Source organism: Microcella sp., from assembly GCF_030645145.1.
Lineage (GTDB): Bacteria > Actinomycetota > Actinomycetes > Actinomycetales > Microbacteriaceae > Microcella.
The window spans coordinates 1-4936 of record NZ_JAUSMI010000144.1; the positions used below are offsets into that span (position 1 = coordinate 1).

5 protein-coding genes and 1 pseudogene are annotated in these 4936 nt (G+C 73.2%); 1 reads left to right on the top strand and 5 read right to left on the bottom strand.

The genetic code is table 11. The annotated features are described in order from the left end of the window. The 4 genes from Q7T15_RS09750 to Q7T15_RS09765 form a co-directional block, all read right to left on the bottom strand. On the bottom strand, positions 1 to 359 hold a 359-nt coding region (locus Q7T15_RS09750; RefSeq protein WP_304695743.1), incomplete at its 3' end, for a biotin/lipoyl-containing protein. Between the two features lie 17 nt (positions 360 to 376). Then, complete coding sequence (locus Q7T15_RS09755) at positions 377 to 1342, bottom strand: alpha-ketoacid dehydrogenase subunit beta (RefSeq protein WP_304695749.1); 966 nt, start codon at positions 1340 to 1342, stop codon at positions 377 to 379. Positions 1343 to 1464: 122 nt separating this feature from the next. After that, positions 1465 to 2580, bottom strand: a complete 1116-nt coding sequence (locus Q7T15_RS09760) for a thiamine pyrophosphate-dependent dehydrogenase E1 component subunit alpha (protein ID WP_304695745.1) — start codon at positions 2578 to 2580, stop codon at positions 1465 to 1467. Positions 2581 to 2614: 34 nt separating this feature from the next. Next, the gene (locus tag Q7T15_RS09765; protein ID WP_304695751.1) at positions 2615 to 3643 is read right to left on the bottom strand and encodes a histidinol-phosphate transaminase; all 1029 of its coding nucleotides are present in this window, start codon (positions 3641 to 3643) and stop codon (positions 2615 to 2617) included. 133 nt (positions 3644 to 3776) lie between these two features. Between Q7T15_RS09765 and Q7T15_RS09770 the strand changes: the two genes are divergently transcribed. Next, a complete protein-coding gene (locus tag Q7T15_RS09770) occupies positions 3777 to 4175 on the top strand; it encodes a phage holin family protein (protein WP_304695747.1) in 399 nt (132 codons plus the stop codon). Here the strand turns inward: Q7T15_RS09770 and Q7T15_RS09775 are convergent. Further along, positions 4132 to 4936, bottom strand: a pseudogene (locus Q7T15_RS09775) (hypothetical protein); the annotation flags it as partial. The gene Q7T15_RS09770 and the pseudogene Q7T15_RS09775 overlap by 44 nt on opposite strands.

Genomic DNA, 4936 nt, shown 5'->3' on the forward strand with positions numbered 1-4936 from the left:
GTGGCCTCCTGCGCGGTGGGCAGCGCGGTCGCGGGCGCGGAGGAGAGCGGCTCGGTCTCGGCCCCCGCGGGCGGAGCGCCGGGGCTCGAGGGCGACGCGGCCCCGGCGAGAGCATCCGCCCCCTCGCGGACGCGCACGATCGGGGTGCCGACCTCGACGGTCTCGCCCTCCGCGACCAGCAGGGCGTCGACGGTGCCGGCGAACGGGCTCGGCAGCTCGACGAGCGACTTCGCCGTCTCGATCTCGCACAGCACCTGGTTGACCGTGATCGTCTCGCCGGGCTGCACGCGCCACGAGACGATCTCGGCCTCGGTCAGACCCTCGCCGACGTCGGGGAGCGGGAACTCGGAAACGCTCATGGTGACTCCTGGGCTGATCAGTACGACAGAGCGCGGTCGACGCCGTCGAGGATGCGGTCGACGTCGGGGAGGTAGGCGCCCTCGAGCTTCGCGGGCGGGAAGGGCGTGTCGAAGCCGGAGACGCGGATGACGGGCGCCTCGAGCGAGAAGAACGCCCGCTCGGAGACGGTCGCGGCGATCTCGCTGCCGACGCTCACGCCGCCGGGGGCCTCCTGCGCGACGACGAGTCGGCCGGTGCGGCGCACCGACTCCAGCAGTGGCTCGTAGTCGATGGGGCTGAGCGAGCGGAGGTCGACGACCTCGATGCTCGTGCCCTCCTCCTCGGCGAGGGTCGCCGCGTCGAGGAGCATGCTGACCATCGCACCGTGGCCGACGACCGTGACGTCGGTGCCGCGGCGCACGATGCGGCTCGCGTGCAGCGCGATGCCCGAGGAGTCGAGGTCGACGGGGCCCTTTGGCCAGTAGCGGCTCTTCGGCTCGAAGAACAGCACGGGGTCGTCGCTCGCGATCGCCTCCTGGATCATCCAGTACGCGTCGTGCGGCGTCGCGGGGCTCACGAGGCGCAGGCCCGGCGTGTGGGCGAAGTAGGCCTCGGGGCTCTCCTGGTGGTGCTCGACGGCGCCGATGTGCCCGCCGTAGGGCACGCGGATCACGACGGGCATGCGCAGCGAGCCCTCGTGCCGGGCGGTGAGCTTCGCGAGCTGGGTCGTGATCTGGTCGAAACCGGGGAAGATGAACCCGTCGAACTGGATCTCGCACACCGGCCGGTAGCCGCGCATCGCGAGGCCGATCGCCGTGCCGACGATGCCCGACTCGGCGAGCGGGGTGTCGATGACGCGGCGGGCGCCGAAGTCGCGCTGCAGGTTCTCGGTCACGCGGAAGACGCCGCCGAGCGGCCCGATGTCCTCCCCCATGAGCACGACCTTCTCGTCGGCCGCGAGCGCCGCCGCGAGGCCCGCGTTGAGAGCCTTCGCCATCGGCATCGTGCGCACGCCGCCGCCCGTGATGAGGGATGCCGGGCTCGCGCCGGCCGCGTCGCCGCCGGTCGCGTGCGCGGTCGCGCCCGTCGTCGTGCTCACGGCGGCGGAGGCGTCGAGCGTGTCGGTCATGCGTCTCCTCCGAAGGCGGCCTCGTAGCTGCGCAGCCACTCGCGCTGGGCATCCATCACCGGATGCTGCTCGCTGTAGACGTGCGCGAACATCGACTCGGCCGCGGGCGGCTCGAGCGCGAGGGTGCGGCGGCGGGCGTCGGCGGCGAAGTCGGCGGCCTCGGCCGCGACCTCGCCGAAGAACTGCTCGCTCGCTCCGCGCCCGCGCAGGTAGGTCTCGAAGCGGGCGATGGGGTCGCGGCGGCGCCAGGATTCGACCTCGTCGTCGGCGCGGTACTTGGTCGGGTCGTCGCTCGTGGTGTGGGCGCCCATGCGGTAGGTGAGCGCCTCGATGAAGCGCGGCCCCTCGCCGGCGCGTGCGGCGTCGAGGCTCTCGAGCGTGACGGCGTAGCTCGCGAGCACGTCGTTGCCGTCGATCTGCACGCTCGGGATGCCGAAGCCCGCGGGGCGGTGGAAGAGGGGCGTGCGCGACTGCACGCTCACGGGCACCGAGATCGCCCAGTGGTTGTTCTGCAGGAAGAACACCTGGGGGGTCCGATAGCTCTGCGCGAAGACGAAGGCCTCGTTGACATCGCCCTGGCTCGTGGCGCCGTCGCCGAAGTAGACCATGACGGCGGTGTCGCGGTCGGCGTCGCCCGTGCCGACGAGCCCGTCGAACTGCACGCCCATCGCGTAGCCGGTCGCGTGCAGGGTCTGCGAGCCGATGACGAGCGTGTAGAGGTGGAAGTTGCCGACCTCCTCGGGCACCCAGCCGCCGTGGCTGAGGCCGCGGAGCATCGCGATGATCTGCACGACGTCGAGGCCGCGGATGTGCCCGACAGCGTGCTCGCGGTAGGCGGGGAAGATGTGGTCCTGCGGGCGGGCGGCGTAGCCGGAGCCGACCTGCGCGGCCTCCTGCCCGAGGCTCGGGATCCAGAGGGCGAGCTGGCCCTGGCGCTGCAGGTTGCCGGCTTCGATGTCGAAGGCGCGGATGACCGCCATGGTGCGGTGGAAGCTCTGCAGCAGGCCCTCGTCGAGGCCGTCGACGACCGGCCGGTACCGCTCGGCGCGCTCGTTCTCGACGAGTCGGCCGTCGGGCGCGAGGAGCTGCAGGGTCTCGGCCGTGTGCGACATGGAGTCCACTCTAGGCGCGGGGTGGGGCACCCGCTCAGAGGGTGCGGACAACCTCGCCCGCGATCCGCAGGAGGGTGCCGACAGACTCGGCTTCGCCGATCGAGACGCGGATGCCCTCCGGCGGGAAGGCCCGTGCGATGATCCCGGCCTCGGCCAGGAGCTCGGCGACCGCGGTCGTCCGCTCGCCCGTCGCGAGCCACACGAAGTTGCCCTCGCTCTGCGGGATGGCCCAGCCCTGGGCCCGCAGCGCGGTCACCACGCCGTCGCGGCGGTCGGCGATCTCGGCGACGTGGAGGAGCAGCGCGTCCTCGTGGTCGAGGGCCGCGAGGACGGCGGCCTGCGCGGCGCCCGTGACGGAGAGCGGGATCTGGGTCGCCCGCGCGGCGTCGATGATCGGTCGGTCGGCGATCGCGTAGCCGACGCGGAGGCCCGCGAGGCCGTAGGCCTTGGAGAACGTCCGGAGGATGACGAGGTTCGGCCAGCGGCGCACGAGGGTCGCGCCGTCGACGGCGCCGTCGGCCCGCACGAACTCGGCGTACGCCTCGTCGAGGAGCACAAGGAGGTCGGCCGGGACGGCGGCCATGAATCGCTCGAACTCGTCGGCGCCCACGGCGGGACCGGTCGGGTTGTTGGGGCTGCAGACGATCACGAGGCGCGTGCGCTCGGTGACGGCCGCGGCCATCGCCGGCAGGTTGTGCCGGGCCTCCTCGTCGAGAGCCACCGGCACCCCGACGGCGCCCGCGACGGTGATGAGCCCGGGGTAGGCCTCGAAGCTGCGCCAGGCGTGGACGACCTCGTCGCCCGCGCCCGCCGCGGCGGAGATCAGCTGGGCGAGGATGCTGACGGATCCGGCGCCGACGATGATCTCGTCGGGCGTCACGCCGTGCCGGGCGGCCAGGCGCTCGCGCACGGCGAGAGCCGTGGCATCCGGATACCGATTGGTCGTCGCAGCCGCCTCGGCGATCGCGGCGAGTACGGCGGGGTGGGGCGGGGCGGGGTTCTCGTTGCTCGAGAGCTTGAAGGCGTCGGCGGCCGCGGGGCGCCCCTGGCGGTACGGCTGCATCGCGACGATCTCGGGGCGCAGGCGAACGGTCGGCGCGGGCTCGATCGGCGCAGGGTCGGTCACGGAGTCAGGATACGGCGCGGGCGGCTCGTTCCTGCTGGCGAGGGGCGGCCGCGCGGGGCATAGTGGGCTCATGAAGCGATTCCTGGTGCGCCTGCTCATCAACTCGGTGGCCCTCTGGCTCACCACGCTCATCGTCGCGGGCGTCACTGTCGAGTCGTACGCGCCCGACGACACTCTCGCGACGGTGCTCACCTACCTCCTCGTGGGGCTCATCTTCGGCGTCGTGAACGCCGTGATCGGCAACTTCATCCGCATCGTCGCCTTCCCCGTGTACGTGCTCACGCTCGGCCTCATCGCGCTCGTCGTGAACGCCCTCCTGCTGCTGCTCGTCGCGTGGATCTCCGACCTCATCGGCTTCGGCCTCTCGGTCGACGGCTTCTGGTGGGGCGTCCTCGGCGCGATCGTGCTCGGCCTGCTGAGCTGGCTCATCGGAGTCCTCCTGCGTCCGATCGTGGGTCGCACGCGCTGAGCCGCCGCGCCCCGTAGCTCAGCGCCTCGCCCGGCTCGCCCCCGCGATCACCGGGCAGTCGCGCGATCGCATCGCTCAGCAGCGGGGCCCGTGACGCGTCGACTCGGCCCGCGGTCTCGCGATAGGCGTCGATCGCGTGCCCGCCGAGCACCGGGTCGCCCTCCTCCCACGGCTCGTCCCCGCGCGGCGCGGTCACGACGACCGCGTTCGTCCGCTCCTGCGGACCGCCGAGCGCGGTGATCGGATCGTCGTCGTGCGCGACGACGACCGCCGGGTAGTCGCCGACGACCGGGATCCCGCCGGTGGGCGCGCCCACGGTCACGAGCCCCGCGGTGGCGAAGTCGCCCGATTCCGCGAGCAGGGTCGCGATCGCGGCGCCCTGCGAGTAGCCGGTGAAGACGACGGACGAGTCGGGCCCCGCACCGGCGTCGGCGAGGGCCTGCCGCACCGCCTGCAGGGACGAGGAGTCGTGCTCGGCGATGAGCGCGATGTTGCTCGACATGTCCCAGGGGTGCTCGCCGCCCTCGACGAGCGGCCCGCCATCGGCGGCCTCCCCGGCCGTGCCCGCGATGTACACCTCGAAGCGGTCGCCGCCGGGCGCCGCGAAGCGCTCGACGCGGACGGGCGCCGCCGAGTCCGGGATGCGCGCGACGCGCTCGGCGACGCCCACGGGCGCGGCGGTGGGGATCGGCGCTCCTGCGCGCCCCACGACGACGGGAGCGCGACCACGATCGTCCGCGAGCAGCCCGACGCCGATCGCC

Bases quoted from the DNA above. Each gene is read 5' to 3' on its own strand.
- Q7T15_RS09755 (WP_304695749.1), bottom strand. From the start codon at position 1,342: ATGCCGATGGCGAAGGCTCTCAACGCGGGCCTCGCGGCGGCGCTCGCG.
- Q7T15_RS09760 (WP_304695745.1), bottom strand. From the start codon at position 2,580: ATGTCGCACACGGCCGAGACCCTGCAGCTCCTCGCGCCCGACGGCCGA.
- Q7T15_RS09765 (WP_304695751.1), bottom strand. From the start codon at position 3,643: ATGCAGCCGTACCGCCAGGGGCGCCCCGCGGCCGCCGACGCCTTCAAG.
- Q7T15_RS09770 (WP_304695747.1), top strand. From the start codon at position 3,777: ATGAAGCGATTCCTGGTGCGCCTGCTCATCAACTCGGTGGCCCTCTGG.